This window comes from Algibacter sp. YIN40 (assembly GCF_057219435.1).
On sequence record NZ_JBXVVC010000003.1, the window covers coordinates 522,065 to 542,113 of the forward strand.

Annotated in this window: 21 protein-coding genes; 10 read left to right on the forward strand and 11 right to left on the reverse strand. The window is 32.0% G+C overall.

The window, feature by feature from the left end:
- Positions 1–223: 223 nt before the first annotated feature.
- Positions 224–868, reverse strand: a complete 645-nt coding sequence (locus AC2D6V_RS13245) for a dioxygenase family protein (protein ID WP_484648748.1) — start codon at positions 866–868, stop codon at positions 224–226.
- A gap of 178 nt (positions 869–1,046) precedes the next feature.
- A complete protein-coding gene (locus tag AC2D6V_RS13250) occupies positions 1,047–1,595 on the reverse strand; it encodes a DUF4251 domain-containing protein (protein ID WP_484648753.1) in 549 nt (182 codons plus the stop codon).
- A gap of 265 nt (positions 1,596–1,860) precedes the next feature.
- Here AC2D6V_RS13250 and AC2D6V_RS13255 point away from each other — a divergent pair, with 265 nt between their 5' ends.
- Positions 1,861–2,133 carry a hypothetical protein gene (locus AC2D6V_RS13255; protein ID WP_484648756.1) on the forward strand — a complete coding sequence of 91 codons (273 nt, stop codon included), beginning with the start codon at positions 1,861–1,863 and terminating at the stop codon, positions 2,131–2,133.
- 6 nt (positions 2,134–2,139) lie between these two features.
- Here the strand turns inward: AC2D6V_RS13255 and AC2D6V_RS13260 are convergent, their stop codons facing one another.
- The 5 genes from AC2D6V_RS13260 to AC2D6V_RS13280 form a co-directional block, all read right to left on the reverse strand.
- The gene (locus tag AC2D6V_RS13260) at positions 2,140–3,186 is read right to left on the reverse strand and encodes a glycosyltransferase family 9 protein (protein WP_484648762.1); all 1,047 of its coding nucleotides are present in this window, start codon (positions 3,184–3,186) and stop codon (positions 2,140–2,142) included.
- 52 nt (positions 3,187–3,238) lie between these two features.
- Complete coding sequence (locus AC2D6V_RS13265) at positions 3,239–4,048, reverse strand: DMT family transporter (protein WP_484648845.1); 810 nt, start codon at positions 4,046–4,048, stop codon at positions 3,239–3,241.
- A 16-nt stretch (positions 4,049–4,064) separates the two neighbouring features.
- Complete coding sequence (locus AC2D6V_RS13270; RefSeq protein ID WP_484648768.1) at positions 4,065–4,979, reverse strand: EamA family transporter; 915 nt, start codon at positions 4,977–4,979, stop codon at positions 4,065–4,067.
- 28 nt (positions 4,980–5,007) lie between these two features.
- Positions 5,008–5,463: a cold-shock protein gene (locus AC2D6V_RS13275; RefSeq protein WP_298238236.1), complete on the reverse strand. Its 456-nt coding sequence runs from the start codon at positions 5,461–5,463 to the stop codon at positions 5,008–5,010.
- A 102-nt stretch (positions 5,464–5,565) separates the two neighbouring features.
- The gene (locus tag AC2D6V_RS13280) at positions 5,566–7,119 is read right to left on the reverse strand and encodes a DEAD/DEAH box helicase (RefSeq protein ID WP_484648774.1); all 1,554 of its coding nucleotides are present in this window, start codon (positions 7,117–7,119) and stop codon (positions 5,566–5,568) included.
- 206 nt (positions 7,120–7,325) lie between these two features.
- On the opposite strand from AC2D6V_RS13280, the gene AC2D6V_RS13285 reads away from it, so the two are divergent.
- Both AC2D6V_RS13285 and mgrA read left to right on the forward strand, forming a co-directional pair.
- The gene (locus tag AC2D6V_RS13285) at positions 7,326–9,632 is read left to right on the forward strand and encodes a S9 family peptidase (protein WP_484648779.1); all 2,307 of its coding nucleotides are present in this window, start codon (positions 7,326–7,328) and stop codon (positions 9,630–9,632) included.
- 105 nt (positions 9,633–9,737) lie between these two features.
- Entirely contained in the window at positions 9,738–10,751 is a 1,014-nt protein-coding gene (mgrA, locus tag AC2D6V_RS13290; RefSeq protein ID WP_484648785.1) for an L-glyceraldehyde 3-phosphate reductase, read from the forward strand.
- Here mgrA and AC2D6V_RS13295 read toward each other — a convergent pair whose 3' ends face one another.
- Entirely contained in the window at positions 10,752–11,426 is a 675-nt protein-coding gene (locus AC2D6V_RS13295; protein WP_484648790.1) for a hypothetical protein, read from the reverse strand.
- A gap of 744 nt (positions 11,427–12,170) precedes the next feature.
- Between AC2D6V_RS13295 and AC2D6V_RS13300 the strand changes: the two genes are divergently transcribed.
- Together AC2D6V_RS13300 and AC2D6V_RS13305 are read left to right on the forward strand one after the other, a co-directional pair.
- Complete coding sequence (locus AC2D6V_RS13300) at positions 12,171–12,302, forward strand: hypothetical protein (protein ID WP_484648794.1); 132 nt, start codon at positions 12,171–12,173, stop codon at positions 12,300–12,302.
- An 81-nt stretch (positions 12,303–12,383) separates the two neighbouring features.
- Entirely contained in the window at positions 12,384–12,941 is a 558-nt protein-coding gene (locus AC2D6V_RS13305) for an ExbD/TolR family protein (RefSeq protein WP_484648798.1), read from the forward strand.
- 2 nt (positions 12,942–12,943) lie between these two features.
- On the opposite strand, the gene AC2D6V_RS13310 is transcribed toward AC2D6V_RS13305, so the two are convergent.
- Both AC2D6V_RS13310 and AC2D6V_RS13315 read right to left on the reverse strand, forming a co-directional pair.
- Positions 12,944–13,348, reverse strand: a complete 405-nt coding sequence (locus tag AC2D6V_RS13310; RefSeq protein WP_484648850.1) for a 3D domain-containing protein — start codon at positions 13,346–13,348, stop codon at positions 12,944–12,946.
- A gap of 23 nt (positions 13,349–13,371) precedes the next feature.
- Positions 13,372–15,348 (reverse strand): alpha-ketoacid dehydrogenase subunit alpha/beta, encoded by a 1,977-nt coding sequence (locus AC2D6V_RS13315; RefSeq protein WP_484648855.1) that lies wholly within the window; start codon positions 15,346–15,348, stop codon positions 13,372–13,374.
- 161 nt (positions 15,349–15,509) lie between these two features.
- Here AC2D6V_RS13315 and AC2D6V_RS13320 point away from each other — a divergent pair, with 161 nt between their 5' ends.
- Genes AC2D6V_RS13320 through AC2D6V_RS13340 form a run of 5 tightly spaced genes read left to right on the forward strand, consistent with a single transcriptional unit; the run spans position 15,510 to position 19,465 of the window.
- Positions 15,510–16,460 carry an isopenicillin N synthase family dioxygenase gene (locus AC2D6V_RS13320; RefSeq protein ID WP_484648801.1) on the forward strand — a complete coding sequence of 317 codons (951 nt, stop codon included), beginning with the start codon at positions 15,510–15,512 and terminating at the stop codon, positions 16,458–16,460.
- A 5-nt stretch (positions 16,461–16,465) separates the two neighbouring features.
- Positions 16,466–16,795, forward strand: coding sequence for a translation initiation factor (locus tag AC2D6V_RS13325; RefSeq protein ID WP_484648805.1), 330 nt, complete (start codon positions 16,466–16,468; stop codon positions 16,793–16,795).
- A 2-nt stretch (positions 16,796–16,797) separates the two neighbouring features.
- Positions 16,798–17,739, forward strand: a complete 942-nt coding sequence (locus AC2D6V_RS13330; RefSeq protein ID WP_484648809.1) for a DUF1835 domain-containing protein — start codon at positions 16,798–16,800, stop codon at positions 17,737–17,739.
- Positions 17,729–18,598 carry a nucleoside phosphorylase gene (locus tag AC2D6V_RS13335; RefSeq protein ID WP_484648814.1) on the forward strand — a complete coding sequence of 290 codons (870 nt, stop codon included), beginning with the start codon at positions 17,729–17,731 and terminating at the stop codon, positions 18,596–18,598. Before AC2D6V_RS13330 ends, AC2D6V_RS13335 begins: the two co-directional genes overlap by 11 nt.
- 12 nt (positions 18,599–18,610) lie before the next feature.
- Positions 18,611–19,465 (forward strand): substrate-binding domain-containing protein, encoded by an 855-nt coding sequence (locus AC2D6V_RS13340; protein WP_484648819.1) that lies wholly within the window; start codon positions 18,611–18,613, stop codon positions 19,463–19,465.
- Between the two features lie 91 nt (positions 19,466–19,556).
- On the opposite strand, the gene AC2D6V_RS13345 is transcribed toward AC2D6V_RS13340, so the two are convergent.
- The coding region (locus AC2D6V_RS13345) for a T9SS type A sorting domain-containing protein (protein ID WP_484648825.1) at positions 19,557–20,049 on the reverse strand (493 nt) is incomplete at its 5' end.

The following is a 20,049-nucleotide window of genomic DNA, read 5'->3' on the forward strand; positions in this document are numbered from 1 at the left end:
TAAGTTCACAAGTGCTGCACTATAAATATCAAAAGCCCCCACATTCGGAGGCTTTTAAATATACTAATTATTAAATGTTTCTTTTTAGCGATTTATAAAATCAATTACTTTATGTTTCATTTAACAATCGAGGTATCAAATATAAGGATGCAAAAGTAGTTATAAAACATCGAATTTATCTCAATAATGTATTATATTAACTTATTGTCAATTAGCATGCCTTTTACTTATAAGATGTTATGCTTTGCTTAAGTACTATATCTCTTGAGGCTACAAAAAGGCCTTCTTCTTTATCTAATTTTACAATGCCTTCATACCCTATACGCTCAAGTTTTTTACGACAGCGTTCGGTTAAATAAGGGTCATCATCAAAAAGAAAAGCATCCAGGTTATATTCAGGAAGACCTGGCTCTTTTATGACTGGGTGAATTTGTTTTGGTCCTCTTTTACGTGGAAATGTAAGTGGCTCAAATGCAGAACCTGGCACGAAAGCATAAAATGTGTAATGACCATCTGCATCGGTTTTTATCCATCCACGATGATTTACATAACGTTTGTCTTTATTTCTTTTAGTATCATAATTCCCATCTTCATCTGGTTGATAGATATAAAGAATAATATCTTTAGCGGGTGTAACACCATCACTTTGAAATATGGTCCCCGTTATTTTTAGCTTATTTGAACGTCTTTCAAAATCTGGAATGGTATCCGTATTATTTAGCTGCTTTTCGCTATAATCATAAAGCGGACTGCGCTTTTTATAATTTAAAGGTACTTCTTCCAGAACAACAGGAGATTCTTGTGCTTTCAAGCCAGTGAAAGAACACATTAACCAAATATAACAGAAAAAAATAAGTAGCTTTTTCATGGGGAGTGAATTTTTTGCTACGATAAAACTATGAAATTCAGTTCGTTGGTGACTAAAAAATCACATGAACTATAAAAATATACGATGAAATGAAAATAAATGTCATTTCTATAGATAAAGGTAACAAAACCTAAGTGGCCAAATTTTGCAGTTTAAGTTAAAATGTGGGTAAGTTTAATTATTTTGTTGTTATTACCTCTTGAATTTTCCCTTCATATCGTATAGGAAACCGCGAAGAACTATTAAGAGTTATGGAACTTCTTAAATTTGGAAATACTCTTAGATATACTGTAAAGTTTTCAGTTTTATTATTTGCATTTAAAGTTATAGTATAACTTTTATCTTTATTCGTCTTAGTTTTATAGTCCTTAGCAATATCTTTTAATTGAATTGCACTGTCTGAACCTCCATAGCCTACATTCATCTGGCGTTCACCATAATAGGGTAAGTAAGACATAATACTATCTCCAGAAATTTTTAGAAAATTGGAATTACCAATCAAACTAATGCTTCCTGCAGTATTTCCGGGACCTAAGATTCCGGTGTTTGCAATTTGTTGCATGGCATTAGTTGATTGCGGATAGGCCCAGTCGGATTCTATAATAAAATTTTTATTATTTATTAAGTTTTCTAGGGCTTCAATTTGAGCTGGTGTTGCGGTAGATTTTGAAGTCTTACATGACATGACCAGTAGAACCAAAAATAAGAAGTAAATTAAATGTCTCATTTTAAACAAATTACTTAGCTAAAGATAAAAATTATGCTCAAAATATAATCAAAATTTTAGTTAAAATATAGGCAAGTATTGTACAAAAGAGCATAAAAAATAGAGTTCATACACACATTATAGTATCTATAAAATGTCGCTTTTTTAAGATTAAATGTTTTTGAAACGTACTTTACCGAAATAATAAGTAGGCTGTCAATAAAATTTTTGTTCAGAAAAGTCAGCGTATAACTTTAAAAAACCAAATCTTAAAAACTTATCCGTTATGGACACTACATTTTCGTTATTCAATCAAATTAATAGTTTATCCTATTGGTTACTTCTAGAGAGTAACTATAAAAGCTCAGTTACTTTAGATGCAGATGCAGACACTTATGTCGTCGCTATTAAAAAAGGAGCAGCTTATTTATACACACATTCTATTAGTAGTTTTAGTAAAAAAAATAAGCGCTATTTACAATTTGAATTGTCTGCAATAGTCAATCAATTATTGCATATAAAAGATAATATTACATCAATGCGAGCGCAAAGTGCTTAATAAGCTTTAAGTAAGAATATTGTTTATTTCCTTAATCCAATCGTCTATGGTTGATTCATTGGTATTAAGTGCTAGACTTCCATTTCCATAAGGGGCATAAACTTCTGGTTTTGTTATAGAAAAGAAGCCAACTGTGGGTGTTAGTGAAGCACTAGCCAAATGCATTACGCCATTATCTGCAGCAATAAAAATGGAAGTATTCTTAATGATTGCTCCCATCTCACGAATATCTTTACTGTAAAAATTAGGTGCTTTAAAGTTGATTTTGGAAATGTTTTCAATGGGAAGCATTTCAATAATACTATAACTTGGGTATTCTTTTTTTAGTCTATCATAAAATGTTTTCCACCAAATTTCAGAATAACATTTTTCACCTGTGGCATTGGTATATAAGCAAATGGTTTTTTTGTCGTTTTGTATAATACCATCTAATATTTTTTTCCCTTCTGAAATTTCTTCTGAATTAAGTTTTATGCTTAGAACTGGTATATGAGACGTGTTTTTTTCAAAACCTAATTTTTCTAAGTAATGCCTTAAGTTATAAACTGGATATTTTGAAATATGTTGATAATCTGAATATTGCTGTTGAATTTCTTCATTAACACCACCAAATACTTTAAAGTCTGCCTTACTTATTTGTGTAAGTAATCTACCAGAAGAAGAATCTTTATCGCCATTTATTACCATATCATACCGACGACCTTTTAAAGAAATCCATTTACCAATATAACTCAGCAAATTGTTAAATGGTTTCTTAGGCAGTTGAATTATTTTCTCAATATGTTCATAATTCTCAAATACCGGATTTGCTACACCTCCTTTTACAAATAAATCGATTTTACATTCAGGAAAAGTATTTATAACTTCTTGTACAATGGGTGTTAAAAGCAATTGATTGCCCAATCTATGATTTGGGCGAACGATTAAAACCTTTTTAATTTCGAGTTTCTTCGTACTATCAACCTTAGGGATTTTGTATGACCCCCCTACATTTTTAGTAATGCCATGCATTACTTTTCTTCTTATATTATTTATGCTTTTTGGTACTTTCATCTAAGTTTTAAAAAGTTGTAAATTACAAATAATGAGACAATGTTAATTATTATTAGTTCTTTTTATATACAGCATTCAAAGTCAATCCAAAAATAATGAGTGCCATTCCCAATAAACTGAAAAGAGTGTAAACTTCGGCAAATAAAAACACGCCAAATAAAACAGTAAATATAACTTCAAGATATTTTAGTGGTGCTACCTGATTGGTGCTTGCAATTTGAAAAGCTTTGGTCATATATACTTGTCCAAAATAGCCAAAAACGCCTAGACTTAAAAGCAACACGGTTTGTAGTGCTGATGGTGTAACCCAGTGTTTTATGGATAAAATTCCACCAACTATAGCAGCTATTACCATGAAATAATTTACGATGACTACCGGGTGATCACTTGTTCCAATTTTACTAATAGTTATATAGACCAACCCACTAAAAACAGCAGATAGCAGAATTAGAATGAGCCCATAGGAATCAAGTTCTGTATCAAATCCTTTTAATATTAGAACTCCTAAAAATGCCATAAAGAAAAAGACCCATTGCCAAGGTTTAATTTTTTCTTTTAGAAAGAATATAGCAAAAACAGCAGCAAAAATGGGCGCTAAATAGCGCAGAGACACGGCTGTTCCAACCGATAAATACTTAATTGATATAAAAAACAAGGTCATAGATGTTACCCCAACAAGACCTCTTATTATTAATAATTTTCTCTTATTACCAAGAATAGGAATTCTATTTTTAAGAAGGAATGTAAATGTAAAAACTAAGGTGCCAATTGATCGAAAAAACACTATTTGATAAGCATTTATATCTATTAAATGCTTAACAATGGCATTCATGCAGGCAAATGCAAAAGTGCTAATGAGCATAAATTTAATGGCAGTTTTAACGTCCAAAAGGTCTTATTTTAATTTTTCGTTTAGACGTAATAAAATAGACGCCAGTAAGCAGAATTACGGCTGCAATAATAGATTGTAGTGTCAAGGCTTCGTCTAATACATACCAGCCTAACAGTAATGCTATAATGGGATTAACGTATGCAGATGTTGCCACTTTTTCTGTAGACACAACCTTCAATAAATAATTAAATGCGGTAAACGCTGCAATACCACCAAAGATGATTAGAAAAAGCATAGACCAAACAACTGGTTCGCTCCAGTTAAATGGGGAAATCCAAGTTTCATTAAAAGCTAGACTAGAAATTGCTAGCATAATTCCAGCAGCAATCATTTGATAACCTGTACTCACAAAATAATTGGTAGGTAAATTGGCTTTAGAAACAAATACACTCCCATAGCTCCAGCTTAATACACAGGTTAAAATCATAAATATACCGAGTAAGCTACCCTCATTAGTCACTAAATCTTTTTGGCTAACCAAAACATACATACCAATTATTCCTAATAATATACCAATAAAAGATTGTAATTGAATTTTTTTACCATCTATTAACCACATTAATATGAGTACAAATAAGGGCTGTGTTGAAGCTTCAAGGGCACCAAAGCCACTATCTACATACTTAAGTGCCCAAACAAAGACACCATTCCCATAAACAAGAAATAAAAAGGCGGTTATAATAACATTTATAAACTGTGGTCTAGTCAATTTTAGACTTACACCCATAGCTCTTGCTATTATAAATATTAAAATACCTGATGTTAGAAATCGAATAGAAGCTAAAAAGAATGGAGCTAATTCAGTAACTGCAATTTTATTAAGAAGATATGTAGAACCCCAAATAACATAAATAGCAAAAAATGATATTACTATTAAAACTGTTTTTCGAGATAAACTCATTAAAACACGCGATTAAATTTAAAGTTTCTTAAATCTTTTTAACGCGAACAGCATTCATGCCTTTTAATCCGCGCTCTAATTCATAAGTAACTTTATCATTTTCTTCAATTGAATCAATCAATCCAGAAACGTGAACAAAATATTTTTCCTGATTAATACTGTCAAGAATAAATCCAAAACCTTTGCTATGATCGAAAAAAGATACTTTTCCCTCTTTGGCACTTAATACTTCTTCTTCCCTATCTTCTTTCTTAGGAATTCCAAGTTCTATACTTTCTGCTTCTACTTTTTCGCGCATTGCAGGATCTGGTGGAGTATCGGTTAAATTACCATTAAAATCAACATAAGCAAATTGTATCCCTTCATTTCCGCTGGCTTCTTTTTCTGCTTTTCTAGCTTCTTTCTTCTTTTGCTTTTCTTCACGCTTTTTTAAACGCTTTTTTTCTTTTTCAATTTTATTAAATGTTACTTGAGATTTTGCCATAGTTTATATAATCGAGGATGTTTAATATTAATTAGTTGTGCGTAAAGATACATCTTATTTTAAGGATGTAATAAAATTACGAATGTAAAATATACGGAAATACTAATCTAAGGGCGGATAACCATGGATAGCTTCAAATACCTCATCGAAATTAGAACGTAAATAAGCATTGAGTTTTTTGCGATATTCTCCCTTTAGCCATTCAACAAAATTGAAGGTACTTTTACTAATGCATTTGGTATATCTATTTACTCTAAAATCGATATCGTCTCCTAATTTTTTAGCTAAGGCTAAAGCATCATAAACGTCTTCACTGTTTTCAATACATATTTTTCCATGCTGTTCGATAGAACGTTCTAAAACTACTTTAGTAGATTCCCCACTTCTAATAGATTCGACATAAGTTTTTTGAATATCAAAATAAACTTCTTCTGAATTTGAAAATTCTTCGCGAAGCTCATCAGGCATTTCATACCTAAAGTTACTTTCTAAATCTTCATCACTTAAAAGAGAATCTAAGTAGTAATTAGGAGATTTAAAAATGCGTTGCCAATCTAAATTATCACCCCAAGGCCCAAATCGATGAAAATTATTTCCTAAATCTATTACAGAGAAAGTTTTCTTATTTTTTAAAATTCGAGAACCACGACCAATCATTTGATAGTATAAGGTAAGTGATTTTGTTGCTCTATTAAGTATAATACTTTCTACTGTAGGTTCATCAAACCCTGTGGTCAAAATACTTACGGATGTTAAAATCGCATCAGGCGTGTTTTTAAACCATTTTAAAATTAGCGCACGTTCCTTTTTTGTATTAGTGTTATCTAAGTGTGCCACTTTATAACCTGCTCGTCTAAAAGTATCATATACATGAAGCGAGGTGTTAATACCATTATTAAAAATAAGAGTCTTTTTTCCTTTTGCACGTTCTTCGTAAGCCTGAATAAGCTTAGAAAGCATATCATTATCTGTATACAAATCTTCAGAAGATTTTACGGTATAATCACCATTTGCTCCAACAACTAAAGATGTAAGCCCTACATTATATGAAAACATTTCTGCGCGTGCTAAAAAACCACGTTCAATTAAAGATTCTATACTTTCCCCTACTATTAATTCATCATAATTATCTGTCATAGGAAGCTCCATACTGGAACTTAAAGGTGTTGCTGTTACCCCTAGTATAAATGACTGACTAAAAAACTTGAATAACTTTGTAAAAGAGTTATAATGGGCTTCATCAATAATAACTAAACCAATATCAGAAATGTCTAATTTATCATCATGCAACCTGTTGTTCAAGGTTTCTACCATAGCAACAAAACAACTATAATTCCCTTGATCACTTAAATCTGCTTTGCTATCGACTACTTTGTTCACAACTCCAAATTCAGTAAGCATATTAGATGTCTGCTTACATAATTCAATTCGGTGCGTCATAACCAAAACTTTATTGTTATGATGCCTCAAGTATTGCCTAACTATTTCTGAAAATATAACCGTTTTTCCACCACCTGTTGGTAATTGATATAACAAATGATAATCATCTGGCGATTCTTCAAAGCTTTTAAAAATTTTATCGATAGCACCTTTTTGGTAGCTATATAAGTCTTTACCTACTATTCTATCTTCTAATTCGGTTGTTGAAATACTCATAAACGCATTGTTGTCGGCCGCAAAAATAACATCTTTAAAGGGTTTTTAACGAATCTTTAATCCGAAAGTTATAAACGATTAATGATTTTATGTTAACTAGTTTTTAAAATTAGGTGTAACAAATTTCGTTTTTAAGCTTCTAACTTAAGAACATTCAATTATGATGCATTTTTAAAACATTCTTTTTTAATCTTTAAAGTAAAAAAATGAACACTACAATTTCAAAATTTTGCGGCGCATTAATTCTTTTTATATGCACAGCAACACAGTTAAATGCTCAAGATATTATTGGGTCTTGGGAAGGAAAAGTTTCGGTGCAAGGAACCGAAATACCATTAATCTTTGATGTAAAGATGGATGGAGAAGCTTATACATCTACTATGGATAGTCCATCGCAAGGCGCAACAGGTATACCAATGGACGAAACTACATTTGTAGACAATACTCTAACAATAAAATTTAATCAAGCTGGAATTAAATTTGTTGGTACACTAAAGGAAAATAGCATAGAAGGTACATTCTATCAAGGTGGCATGGAGCTTCCTCTTGTTTTAAGCAAAACAGTAAAAACATTACCAGGAAATACTGCTTTACCAACATCTGATGCCGATTTGGATAAACTCGCTAACTGGAATCCTACAAACTATAAGTACTCTGTTAAAGATTACTTCGCAAGGCCAAAGGCAAGATCATTTAACTTTTCACCTAATGGAAAATATCTTTCTTATAGAGAAAAAGACGAAAATGCTAAAAACCATGTATTCGTTAAAAATTTACAAACAGATGAGGTAAAACGTGTAATCGAAGAAAAAGATGAGCTAATTAGGGGTTTTGGTTGGGCAAATGATAACCGATTGGTGTATGTTATGGATAAAGGTGGTAATGAAGACTATCATTTATTTGCAGTTGATATTGATGGTACAAATCAAAAAGAGTTAACACCATTCGAGGGTGTGAAAGTTAATATATTGGAAGGGTTGAAAGAAGATAAAGATCATATGATTATTTCAATGAATCAAAATAATCCTCAAATATTTGAGCCATATAAAATCAATATTGTTACTGGAGATTTAGAGCAATTATATAAAAATGACGATGCTGCTAATCCAATTAACGGATATTCATTTGATAAAGACGGAAACCTTAAGGGGTTTGCTAAACTAAGAGATGGTGTCAATATAGATTTGTATTATACCACAGATGGAAAGAATTATGAGGTTAAAAAGAAATTAAGTTGGAAAGATAATTTTAATATATCCTCGTTTAATTATGCAACAGATTATCCACATGATGCCTATGTAACTTCAAATCTAGATAGTGATAAAGTAAAAATATATCTCTATGATTTAAAAGAAGACAAGGTTATTAAGGAATTATTTTCAAATGATAAATATGATGTATCTGGTTTAAGTCTTTCAAGAAATAGAGGTTATGAGCTAGACTATTTTTCTTTTGAAGGTGAAAAAAGAGAAATTGTACCTGTAAGTGATTATTATAAAAACCTTCATAATAAAATCACTTCAAAATTCCCAAAATATAATTATTCAATTGCAGATGTTACAGATGATGAAAGTAAATATTTAATCTTTTTGCAAAGCGATAAGTTATATGGTACTTACTACTCCTACGATGCTAATACAGAAGCGTTTAAATTACTGTACGATTTAATGCCAAATCTTATTGAAAACGATATGTCAGAAATGCGACCAATCACTTTTAAAAGTAGAGATGGTATCATACTTCATGGCTATATAACACTTCCTAAAGAAGCACTTAATGGAAAAAGAGTTCCAGTAATTGTGAACCCTCATGGTGGACCACAAGGTATTAGAGATTCGTGGGGTTTTAATCCAGAAGCACAGCTTTTTGCTAGCCGTGGGTATGCAACATTACAAGTAAACTTTAGAATTTCTGGAGGTTATGGTAAAGAATTTTTGGAGTCAGGTTTTAAGCAAATAGGAAGAAAAGCTATGGATGATGTTGAGGACGGCTTACAATACGTGGTGGACAAAGGATGGGTTGATAAGGATAATGCTGCAATTTATGGCGGAAGTCATGGAGGTTATGCCGTATTGCGTGGTTTGACTAAAACCCCCGATTTATATGCCTGCGGTGTTGACTATGTGGGTGTATCGAATATATTTACATTCATGAAAACAATTCCACCGTATTGGAGGCCTTATTTAAAAATTATTAAAGAGATTTGGTATGATGAAGATATAGCTGAAGAAAAAGCAATAATAGAAGAAGTATCTCCAGCGTTTCACATTGATAAAATTAAAAAACCATTATTTGTAGTACAGGGTGCTAATGACCCTAGAGTAAACATTGATGAATCAGATCAAATAGTTGAAGCTTTAAGAGCTAGAGGTGTTGATGTACCTTATATGGTAAAATATGATGAAGGTCATGGTTTTGGTAAAGAAGAAAACAGGATTGCACTATACGAAGCAATGATGGGCTTTTATGCAAAACACCTAAAACAAGAAGTTAAGCAACCTTTAAAGGATTAAGCTAATACTATATTATTTTAAAAGCCATTTGGATAAATTCAAATGGCTTTTTTGTTTACAATGCTTGAAACTTATTTATATCTTTGGATTACTTAAAATATAACTATGAAAATTACTGATAAATCTGGAGTTGAAAACTATCAAGCAAGTGCTAATAGATATGATACAATGATCTACAACCGCTCTGGTAAAAGTGGTGTTTTACTGCCTGCTTTATCAATTGGTTTATGGCATAATTTTGGTTTTGTTGATAGTTTTCAAAATGGAAGAGATATTTTAAGAGCAGCATTCGATTCAGGAATAACACATTTTGATTTGGCAAATAATTATGGTCCTCCACCTGGATCAGCCGAAGAAAACTTTGGTAAACTACTTAAATCCGATTTTAAAGCTTACCGAGATGAATTATTTATTGCAACTAAGGCGGGTTATGCAATGTGGGATGGTCCATATGGCGAATGGGGATCGCGTAAGTATTTAATATCGAGTTTAGATCAAAGTTTAAAGCGCATGGGGCTTGATTATGTTGATATTTTTTATCATCATAGACCAGACCCAAATACACCACTAGAAGAAACTATGGGTACACTGGCAGATATTGTAAGACAAGGGAAAGCATTGTATGTTGGAATTTCTAATTATCAACCTGAAGAGACTAAACTAGCCGCGCAAATATTAAAAAATTTAAACGTTCCTTTTATACTACATCAAGCACGTTATTCTATGCTTGATCGCTGGGTAGAAGATAAACTTTTAGATACTTTAGAGCAAAACGGTGTAGGTTGTATTGCTTTTTCTCCTTTGGCCCAAGGTATGCTTACAGATAAGTATTTAAAAGGTATTCCCGAAAACTCCCGTGCAGGAGGAGACTCTATATTTTTGAATAAACAAGTGGTAGAAAGCAATATAAAAAAAGTTCAACAACTAAATGACTTAGCTCAAAATCGTGGTCAAAAATTATCACAAATGGCTATTGCCTGGATTTTGAGACAACCACAAGTTGCCTCAGTGTTAATTGGTGCTAGTTCTGTAAATCAATTAAAAGAAAATGTAAAAGCTTTAGATTGTTTAGAGTTTTCTGAAGAAGAACTGAAATTGATTGATAATACAGTTTCCTAATTATTCTTTAACAACGATTACTGTTGCTTTAACTCCTGTGGCAAGATTCCACTGGTTATGAGATACTAACATTCCTTGGTCATCAACAACTTTAAATTCTGCTGTATTTGGACCAGACTCCCCTTGGTTTAAGGCTAAAAAGTCAATCTTGTTGAATCCTTTCTGTAAATCGAGTTTAAATCCTTTAAAACCACCTGTTAAATAAACTCTTGCGTGAATAATATCGTCATTAACACGCACTTGTATGACATCGCCATCTGTGTATCCATGATCTCGGTAAACCACATTTACAAATTCTGCATTACTTCTAAAATCACCAAAATATTGATCTGTTGTACTCCCATTTCGTCGTTCTACTTCCTCAGGAGACATCACAAGGTTTTCTAAATTTTTGTCAACGCGGTCTGCGTACAATTCGCCAGGATTTCCAAATTCCTCTTTAGGAAACATAGAAAATTCTTTTTTAGACAATTCTAAATTTCTTGAAACTCTGGGCGTAGCGAGATTATTCGTTTTACTTTTTATGGGTTTTGTAGGTATTATTGAAATTGAAGTAGCAGAATCTTTTTTACTTTCTACTGCAGGTATTGAAATAGATTTATTCTTATTATCAATTTGGGCGCTTGCAGAAAGCATTAAAAAAAGAAATGTAACAAATAAAAAATAACGTTTCATCAATTTTATTATTCAGTATATAGTTTAACTAAGCAGGTCTTGTAATTATCTGTAAATATATTTCTTTACAAATAAATCGACTTTACTTATGTCGATAATTTGTTATAAGATTAACAAAAACCATTCCTACTAGGAATTTTGAGTAAAAAAATTTAAAATTATTAGAATAATCGGTGTTGATTCTGCCCTATTTTGGGTAAAAAACTGTTAAAATTAGTTAAATTACTATTATGTAATGCATAGTACTGTAACAAAATTAAATTATTGTCGTCTACTTAGTATAAATCAATTAAAAAACAATAATCATGAGAACATTAAACACAAATCAATTAACAGAGACATTAGGAAAAACTAAGAGTCATACATGGAACACAAAAAGACGTTTTAGATAATACAGTCTTTTATTTTTGAAAAAATCATCACTCAAGTTATTATAAAATAAATAAAAAATCGAAAATCATGAGAACATTAAACACAAACCAATTAACAGAGACATTAGGAAAAACTAAGAGTCACACATGGAACACAAAAAGACGTTTTAGATAATACTGTCTTTTAAATCTAAAAAAATCATCACTCAATTTATTTTTAAATCAATCAAAAAACGAAAAATCATGAGAACATTAAACACAAACCAATTAACAGGCACATTAGGAAAAACTAAGAGTCACACATGGAACACAAAAAGACGCTATAGATAATAGCGTCTTTTAATAAAAACCATCAATTAAACCATCAATCAGCATGAGAACAGTAATTAAAATATCAAAACGACTAAATACTATTACACAGGAAAATTTATTCCCTAGTAGACGTATTCTAAATTTATCTACCAACGAAATTATTTGGAGAGGCACTAAGCGCTATGCACACTAAATATTTTCAGAAATAATCTAGAACGCTTATATGGTATTGTTTTTGTTGCTTAAGTGTTGCATTAACAATAATCTGAAAATCATGAGACGTTCTAATTTAATTCCCGAAGTGAATGCCGGATCTATGGCAGATATCGCTTTCTTATTACTTATCTTTTTCCTTGTAACAGCTGTAATACCTAAAAACAAAGGGATTAACCGAAAACTATCAAAATTATGTCCTCCTGGACAAATATGTGAAATAGATATTAATGAACGTAATCTTCTAAAGGTTGTAATTAATAATAACGATGAAATTATGGTCGCTGGTGATGTTATTACAGTTGACAAATTAAAAAACATTGCAAAAGATTTTCTAGATAATAATGGCGATGGTAGTTGTAATTATTGCCAAGGGCAAAATTTAAAGACAGCATCAGACAACCCTAAGGAAGCTGTCATTTCTTTCCAAAATGATAAACAAACCAGTTATAATCAATTTATAAAAGTTCAAGATGAGTTAACTAAGGCTTATTATGAACTTAGAACCCGCTATAGTAATGACACTTTTAAGAAATCAATTAGCGATTTATCGAAAGAAGAAATGCAAATATTAAAGGGCGCCTACCCCTTTATTTTATCTGAAGCCGAAACAAAGTAAGACTATTGACTTTCTGATGAGATAGGAACTTGATATTTTATGGTCACTTTTTTGCGTCCCCAATTCTTTGCAGCTTTTACATTAAGCCCCATGTAAATATCAATTTTTTTCCTCCATCGAGAATGCATCTTGTCTTTAACCAAATATAAATGTTCAAGACCTTCAATGGTTACAGGTGTATTATGTTTAAGACCCATTGCAAGTAAATCTCTTGATACAGCTATGCAGCGCAAACCAGGTATTAAACTATCACCAAAAGCAGTAATATGTGGATCGGAATCTGTTTGGTAAGAAAGCGAGTTGTAGGCTGTGGCTGTTACTCTTAAGGTTTTCCATTCATATTTTTCACTATTATGTTCTTTGCAACTAAAAGAAAAAGCTATTATTAAAATTGTTAAGAACCTTATATTCACATTTCTATATATTAAATCTAATATTCCAATAGCTCTTTTAGTGCTTCTTCAAACCTTTCTTTTGGAAGATATTGTTGTTCCAATTGGCTAGCAAAAGGAATTGGGGTTTCCATACTCGCAATACGCTTAACAGGTGCATCTAAATATTCAAAGCAATGTTCCATAATTAAAGCTGAAATATCACTAGCAATACCTCCAAAAAGTGAGTCCTCTTGCAATATAATTGCTTTTCCTGTTTTATTAACGGACTTATAAATAGTTTCTGTATCCAATGGCTGAAGTGTTCTTAAATCTATTAAATCAGCTGAAATATCTGGATTATTTTCTAATGTTTTCAAAGCCCAATGGATACCGGCTCCATAACTAATAATAGTAATTTCGCCACCCTCTTTTAATAAGGAAGCTTTGCCAAAAGGCAAGGTAAAATAATCAGAAGGAATATCTTGACGAATACTTCTATATAAGGCCTTGTGTTCAAAAAACAATACAGGATTCGGGTCATTAATTGCTGTTGCCAATAATCCTTTTGCATCAAAAGGAAAAGCCGGATATACCACTTTTAATCCTGGGGTTTTGGTAAACCATGCTTCATTTGTTTGAGAATGAAATGGGCCTGCCGCAACACCGCCACCGCATGGCATCCGTATTACCACATCAGCATTTTGATTCCATCGATAATGGGACTTTGCCAGATAGTTAACTATTGGATTAAAACCAGACGTAACAAAATCTGCAAATTGCATTTCAATAACGCTCTTAATACCTGCAATAGAAAGTCCCATGGCAGTTTCAACTATTGCTGATTCACAAATTGGGGTATTACGCACACGGTCTCTTCCAAATAAATCAACAAAGCCATCTGTGATTTTAAATGCTCCGCCATATTCAGCAATATCCTGACCCATGATTACTAGATCATTGTGTCGCTCCATACTTTGCTTTAAACCTTCAGAAATGGCATCTATAAAACGGCTTTCTTTCAGTAGTGAATTATGATTGATTTCTTCATATTCAAATTTTTTATAGACATCGTTTAATTCAACATTTCTATTTGGAATAATTTGCTCTTCCGAAAAAGCAACTTCTAAATGCTCATTAATTTCTTTTATGATTGAAGATTTAATTTTGACATTTTCATCTTCTTTTAAAATATTTTGATCTCTTAGAAACGATTCAAAATTAATCACAGGATCTTTAGTAGCCCAATAATTCATAAGTTCCTGAGGTACATATTTAGTACCACTGGCCTCTTCATGACCGCGCATTCTAAAAGTTTTGAATTCTATAAGTACTGGTCTTGGGTTCTTCCTAATGCTATTTGCAATCTTACTTATTTTTGAGTAAACTTCAATAATATTGTTTCCATCAATAATATGAGACTCCATGCCATATCCAGCACCTCTATCCGCAATGTCCTTGCAATTATATTGTTCGCTTGTTGGAGTTGAAAGTCCATAACCATTATTCTCCACACAGAATAAAACAGGCAATTGCCAAACGGATGCAACGTTTAACGCTTCATGGAAGTCGCCTTCACTAGTGCCGCCTTCCCCAGTAAAAACAGCAGTTACTTGCTTTTTGCTTTTTAGTTTTGATGCAAGGGCGATACCATCTGCTACTCCTAATTGAGGGCCTAAATGTGATATCATTCCAACAATTTTATACTGCTGGGTTCCAAAATGAAACGACCTATCTCTTCCTTTAGTAAAGCCAGAAGTTTTTCCTTGCCATTGACCAAATAGTCTGTATAGGGGAATTTTTCTAGTAGTAAAAACACCAAGGTTTCTGTGCATAGGTAAGATGTAGTCTTCGCCATCCAATGCCATAGTTACACCAACAGCTATTGCCTCTTGGCCTATACCAGAAAACCATTTGCTAATTTTTCCTTGACGCAATAAAATAAGCATTTTTTCTTCTATTAATCTTGGTTTCAACATATTGCTGTATAAAGCCAGCAATAATTCATTGTTTAACCCTTTTATGTCGAATGTCATATCCTTCGATACTGTTGTGGTTTTCATAAAAATTACACCATTTCTTTACCAAATATACTATAAAAAGTAACTTTCAATAAAAAAATTACACATAACTCAATATATAGAACTTTGCAATGTTTTTGTACATTTGTAATACCATCACATTAAACCATAGTTTCATGAATATTGTACCAAGTGTAGATTTAAGCGATTTTCTTTCTGGTGATCCAGAAAGAAAGCAGAAATTTGTCAACGACATTGGGAAAGCTTATGTAGAAATTGGTTTTGTTGCGCTAAAAGGCCACTTTCTTGATGATGCTTTAGTTGATAATTTATATAGTGAAGTAAAAGGTTTTTTTAGTTTACCTACTGAAACAAAACGGAAGTATGAAATTCCAGGTATTGGAGGTCAACGTGGTTATGTTTCCTTTGGAAAAGAAAGTGCTAAAGGTAAGAAAGAAGGTGATTTAAAAGAGTTTTGGCATTTTGGACAATATGTCGAAAATAATGAAAAACTAGAGGCAGAATATCCAGCAAATGTTATTGTAGAAGAACTTCCAGAATTTAATAAGGTTGGTAAACAAACTTATAGAATGCTCGAAAAAACAGCTAAGTATGTTTTACGTGCATTAGCGCTGTTTTTAGAATTAGAAGAAACTTATTTTGATGGCTATATCCATAATGGAAATTCAATATTAAGACCAATACATTATCCACCAATTACTCAAGAGCCAAAAGATGCTGTTAGAGCTGCTGCTCATGGTGATATCAATTTAATAACATTATTAATGGGAGCTCAGGGTCGTGGTCTACAGGTTCAAAATCATAAAGGCGAATGGATAGATGCCATAGCACAGGATGATGAACTCATGATTAATGTTGGTGATATGCTATCACGACATACAAATAACAAATTAAAATCTACGATACACCGTGTTATAAATCCACCAAAAGAACTTTGGGGAACATCGCGTTATTCTATTCCATTTTTTATGCACCCTATTAGTGATATGAAACTCAATGTTTTGGAAGGTTGTATAGGTGAAGACCATCCAAAAGCATTTGATGATATTACCGCTGGCGAATTTTTAAATCAACGATTAGTCGAGCTTGGTCTTATAAAAAAATAATTATTGTGGATTTACAAGACCAACTCAAGAATCTATTTCCAGATCACAAACAAGAAGATACTAACTCTGAAGAAACTAACGTTTCTAAACTATGGATGCAAGAGGACCCCATTATTTGTAAATATGAAAAGCGAAAAGGAAAGCCAATTACCATTTTAGAAGGTTATACAGGTGCAAACGAAGATTTCAAAAAATTAGCTAAAGAATTAAAAACGGCTCTGAGTGTTGGTGGAAGTTTTAAAGACGACAAAATTATTATTCAGGGAGATTATAGAGATAAAATCATGAGTATTTTAAAGAATAAAGGTTTTAATGTAAAACGTGTAGGCGGTTAATTATGGATAAACAACCATTGCATATTACTAACGGAGGCGTTCTCACTAAATACCTCATAGAACTAGAAGTAGTTGGTGAAAAGATTACATGGCAAGAAATGCTGTGTGAAGGTCCCACACAAGAAATTGTTCATTCGGATGAGTTTATTGGTGTAAGAAGCACTTTTTTGAATGACTTTTACAATGTTGATTTAGATTTAGATAAAGTGAAATTTGCTTTGGATCAACTCAGTCATCCTGAGCGTTATTCGGAAATAGTTTTATGGTTTGAATATGATTTGTTTTGCCATATTAATATGCTAGCTGTAATTAATATGCTACAGCAGAAAAAAATAAACCTTCCTATACACTTGGTGTGTAGCGGTAGAGTTCCAGGTAGTAAAACCTTAAAAGGATTATCAGAATTGACTCAAGATCAACTATTAAATCATTATCAAAATAGAGTTCTATTAACTTCAGAAGATTTAAATTTAGCAACCACTATTTGGGGTATTTATTGTGGTAAAGATCATAATTTACTAAAGCCATTTATTGTTAAGCAGTCATCATTTAAATATTTGAGCAATTGTTTAAAAGCACATCTTAAACGCTTTCCAGATTCTGTGGATGGATTGAATGTTTTAGAAAGGAACATCCTTAAAATTGTTAGGGATAATACCATAAAATCCAAACATCATTTATTAGGATATGCCCTTAATTATCAAGGTTATTATGGTTATGGAGACATGCAGTTGGAGCGTCTTATTGAAAAGCTAGGCATTTTTATTTCACTTGAAAATGATATGCTTGTTCTTAACAGATCTGGGCATGAAGCGTTATTAGGTCAACACAATTTTTCTACAGAAATTGATAATAAAATGATTTTCGGGGGTGTTAATAAATACGATTTTCAATTTAATACGCAGTTGAATAAATTGGTAAAAACCGTTATAAATGTCCATTAAAGAATCGGAGCTTATATTAAATCCAGATGGTAGCATTTATCATTTAAACTTAAAACCAGAAAATATTGCTGATACCATTATTTTTGTTGGAGATCAAGACAGAGTTGATAAAGTAAGTAAGCATTTTGATTCAATTGAATTTAAAACACAAAAGCGCGAGTTTAAAACACATACGGGTACTTTTAAGGGGAAACGTATTTCAGTTATTTCTACTGGTATAGGGCCAGACAATATCGATATCGTTATTAATGAATTAGATGCTCTTGTAAATATTGATCTAAATACGCGACAACCAAAAGAGAAACTCACCAGCCTTAATATTATTAGGATTGGTACATCTGGTTCTCTTCAAGATTCAGTTCCAATAGATTCTTTTTTGTTGAGCACACATGGGCTTGATTTAAATGGTATGCTCCACTCCTATCAGCTAGATAATATTTGCAATCCTGAAATAGAAAAAGCATTTATAAAGCATACAAATTGGAGTTCCAATAAAGCAACACCTATAATTATAGAAAATAGCACCACACTTGAGGAAAAGCTATACAGCAAACATACTTTTAAAGGAATAACAGCTACCCTAGGTGGGTTTTATGGGCCTCAAGGAAGAGTTTTGCGTTTAGCCTTACAGGATTCTAGTTTTAATGATAAAATCGATTCTTTCAACTTTAACGGATATAAAATTACTAACATGGAGATGGAAACATCTGCTATTTATGGTTTATCCAAATTATTAGGGCATCATGCTGTCTCTTTAAATGCTATAATTGCAAATAGAGCTAATGGGACGTTTAGTAAAAATCCTTCGGAAGTTGTGGCAAATTTAATTGAATACACACTAAACAAAATTATAGAATAAATAGATTGATTAATGAAGAAAGTTAATATTGGTGGTGTGCCAGAGCATTTTAATTTAGCCTGGTATTTAACATTGAAGAATGGCGAATATAAAGATGAAGGCATTAATTTACGCTGGCATGATTATCCAGGTGGTACAGGTGATATGTGTAAAGCGCTCCGAAATAAAGATATTGATATAGCGGTTATACTTACTGAAGGCATCATAAAAGATATAATTAATGGAAACCCAAGTAAAATTGTACAGACTTTCGTCCAAACACCATTAATTTGGGGAATTCATGTAGGCAATAATTCCAAATATAAAACCATAGATGATATAAAAGGAGCTAAAGCAGCGATAAGCAGATATGGCTCTGGTTCTCATTTAATGGCATATATAAATGCTGAAAATAATGAGTGGGATTTGGAAAATGATCTCAATTTTGAAGTAATCAAAAACTTAGATGGTGCAGTTGAAGGATTAACTAATGGAACTGCAGATTATTTTTTATGGGAAAAATTTACTACCAAGCCTTTAGTAGACGATGGTACATTTAGAAGAATAGGTAATTGCCCTTCGCCTTGGCCATGTTTTGTAATTGCAGTTAGAGAAGATTTTATTGAATCGAATAAAAATGATTTAGAATCTATTCTGAAGATTATTAATAATACAACTAAAGAGTTTAAAGAGATTCCAAGCATCGATAAAACCATTGCTAATAGATACAAACAACAACTTGAAGATGTACAGAAATGGTTAAGTATTACAGAATGGTCTCAAGAAATTATTGATGAAGAAACCATTATGCATGTGCAAAAAGAGTTGTTTGCTTTGAATATTATTCCTGAGGTTGTTGATTATAAAAAATTAGTGCATAAACTATAAACTCTTTGTCCTTAAAAAGAAAAGAAGGCAAAAAATTAATATTCTTGCCTTCTTTTTTTCAATCAAACCAATCAAAATATAAAGATTGCATTTATAATTTAACAACGCGCTTTATAACACGATTGCCCTTCGATTTAATAGATGTTTGGAGAAGGTATATCCCTTGTTGTAAATTTTCTAAACCTTTAATTTTTATGAATCCATTGACAGTTTCTTTGTTCGATTTAATGATACTTCTACCATTCAAATCAAATAACTCTATATGTATTATTTGATTATTAAATGCATGAGGTATTTCAATAGTGAAATTTGAATTAAACGGATTTGGAATAATGTTTAAATTTTGAGTATTAAATTCTTCTGTTGAAAGCGTATCACATGCATTACCCACTCCATTTCCATTGCTATCCTCTTGACCTGGATTAGGATCGTTAGGACAATTATCGTTACAATCAGCAACACCATCCCCATCGGAATCCGTATCAGGATTACCACAACCACAATCTCCAGGCGCTATTTTATCAGGATCGTTAGGACAGCCATCATTAGAATCACATGTACCATCACTATCTGAGTCATCAGGA

What these genes read in the sequence shown, in the direction of transcription:
- AC2D6V_RS13315 (WP_484648855.1), bottom strand. Translation starts at nt 15,348, where the DNA reads ATGACATTCGACATAAAAGGGTTAAACAATGAATTATTGCTGGCTTTA.
- AC2D6V_RS13250 (WP_484648753.1), bottom strand. Translation starts at nt 1,595, where the DNA reads ATGAGACATTTAATTTACTTCTTATTTTTGGTTCTACTGGTCATGTCA.
- AC2D6V_RS13275 (WP_298238236.1), bottom strand. Translation starts at nt 5,463, where the DNA reads ATGGCAAAATCTCAAGTAACATTTAATAAAATTGAAAAAGAAAAAAAG.
- AC2D6V_RS13295 (WP_484648790.1), bottom strand. Translation starts at nt 11,426, where the DNA reads ATGAAACGTTATTTTTTATTTGTTACATTTCTTTTTTTAATGCTTTCT.
- AC2D6V_RS13330 (WP_484648809.1), top strand. Translation starts at nt 16,798, where the DNA reads ATGGATAAACAACCATTGCATATTACTAACGGAGGCGTTCTCACTAAA.
- AC2D6V_RS13340 (WP_484648819.1), top strand. Translation starts at nt 18,611, where the DNA reads ATGAAGAAAGTTAATATTGGTGGTGTGCCAGAGCATTTTAATTTAGCC.
- AC2D6V_RS13260 (WP_484648762.1), bottom strand. Translation starts at nt 3,186, where the DNA reads ATGAAAGTACCAAAAAGCATAAATAATATAAGAAGAAAAGTAATGCAT.
- AC2D6V_RS13265 (WP_484648845.1), bottom strand. Translation starts at nt 4,048, where the DNA reads ATGCTCATTAGCACTTTTGCATTTGCCTGCATGAATGCCATTGTTAAG.
- AC2D6V_RS13280 (WP_484648774.1), bottom strand. Translation starts at nt 7,119, where the DNA reads ATGAGTATTTCAACAACCGAATTAGAAGATAGAATAGTAGGTAAAGAC.
- AC2D6V_RS13285 (WP_484648779.1), top strand. Translation starts at nt 7,326, where the DNA reads ATGAACACTACAATTTCAAAATTTTGCGGCGCATTAATTCTTTTTATA.
- AC2D6V_RS13270 (WP_484648768.1), bottom strand. Translation starts at nt 4,979, where the DNA reads ATGAGTTTATCTCGAAAAACAGTTTTAATAGTAATATCATTTTTTGCT.
- AC2D6V_RS13245 (WP_484648748.1), bottom strand. Translation starts at nt 868, where the DNA reads ATGAAAAAGCTACTTATTTTTTTCTGTTATATTTGGTTAATGTGTTCT.
- mgrA (WP_484648785.1), top strand. Translation starts at nt 9,738, where the DNA reads ATGAAAATTACTGATAAATCTGGAGTTGAAAACTATCAAGCAAGTGCT.
- AC2D6V_RS13300 (WP_484648794.1), top strand. Translation starts at nt 12,171, where the DNA reads ATGAGAACAGTAATTAAAATATCAAAACGACTAAATACTATTACACAG.
- AC2D6V_RS13320 (WP_484648801.1), top strand. Translation starts at nt 15,510, where the DNA reads ATGAATATTGTACCAAGTGTAGATTTAAGCGATTTTCTTTCTGGTGAT.
- AC2D6V_RS13305 (WP_484648798.1), top strand. Translation starts at nt 12,384, where the DNA reads ATGAGACGTTCTAATTTAATTCCCGAAGTGAATGCCGGATCTATGGCA.
- AC2D6V_RS13255 (WP_484648756.1), top strand. Translation starts at nt 1,861, where the DNA reads ATGGACACTACATTTTCGTTATTCAATCAAATTAATAGTTTATCCTAT.
- AC2D6V_RS13335 (WP_484648814.1), top strand. Translation starts at nt 17,729, where the DNA reads ATGTCCATTAAAGAATCGGAGCTTATATTAAATCCAGATGGTAGCATT.